Source organism: Bartonella sp. AP58NXGY, assembly GCF_042195785.1.
Lineage (GTDB): Bacteria > Pseudomonadota > Alphaproteobacteria > Rhizobiales > Rhizobiaceae > Bartonella.
On the sequence record NZ_JBHIOY010000346.1, the window covers coordinates 1 to 245 of the forward strand.

At 39.2% G+C, this 245-nt stretch carries 1 pseudogene; it reads right to left on the reverse strand.

What is annotated here, in order from left to right:
- Nucleotides 1–245, reverse strand: a pseudogene (locus ACFINC_RS11330) (hypothetical protein); the annotation flags it as partial.

Genomic DNA, 245 nt, shown 5'->3' on the forward strand with positions numbered 1-245 from the left:
TTTCTACAAAAGGAGAAGAAAACAAACCCACCCATTGAAGCCCCATAAAAATTCCCAAAGCAATGAGTCCCCCTAAAATCCCTGAAAGGGGCAACAAAAGCCAAGTTGTACGAGAAGTATTTTTATCCTGATTTTGCATATTCTGTTTTTCTTGGATATGAGATTCTACAGAATTTTGTATTTTTTCCTCTGAATCATGGGAAACAGCTTCATGTTCAATGGCGGGCTTCTTACGGCGCTTACCA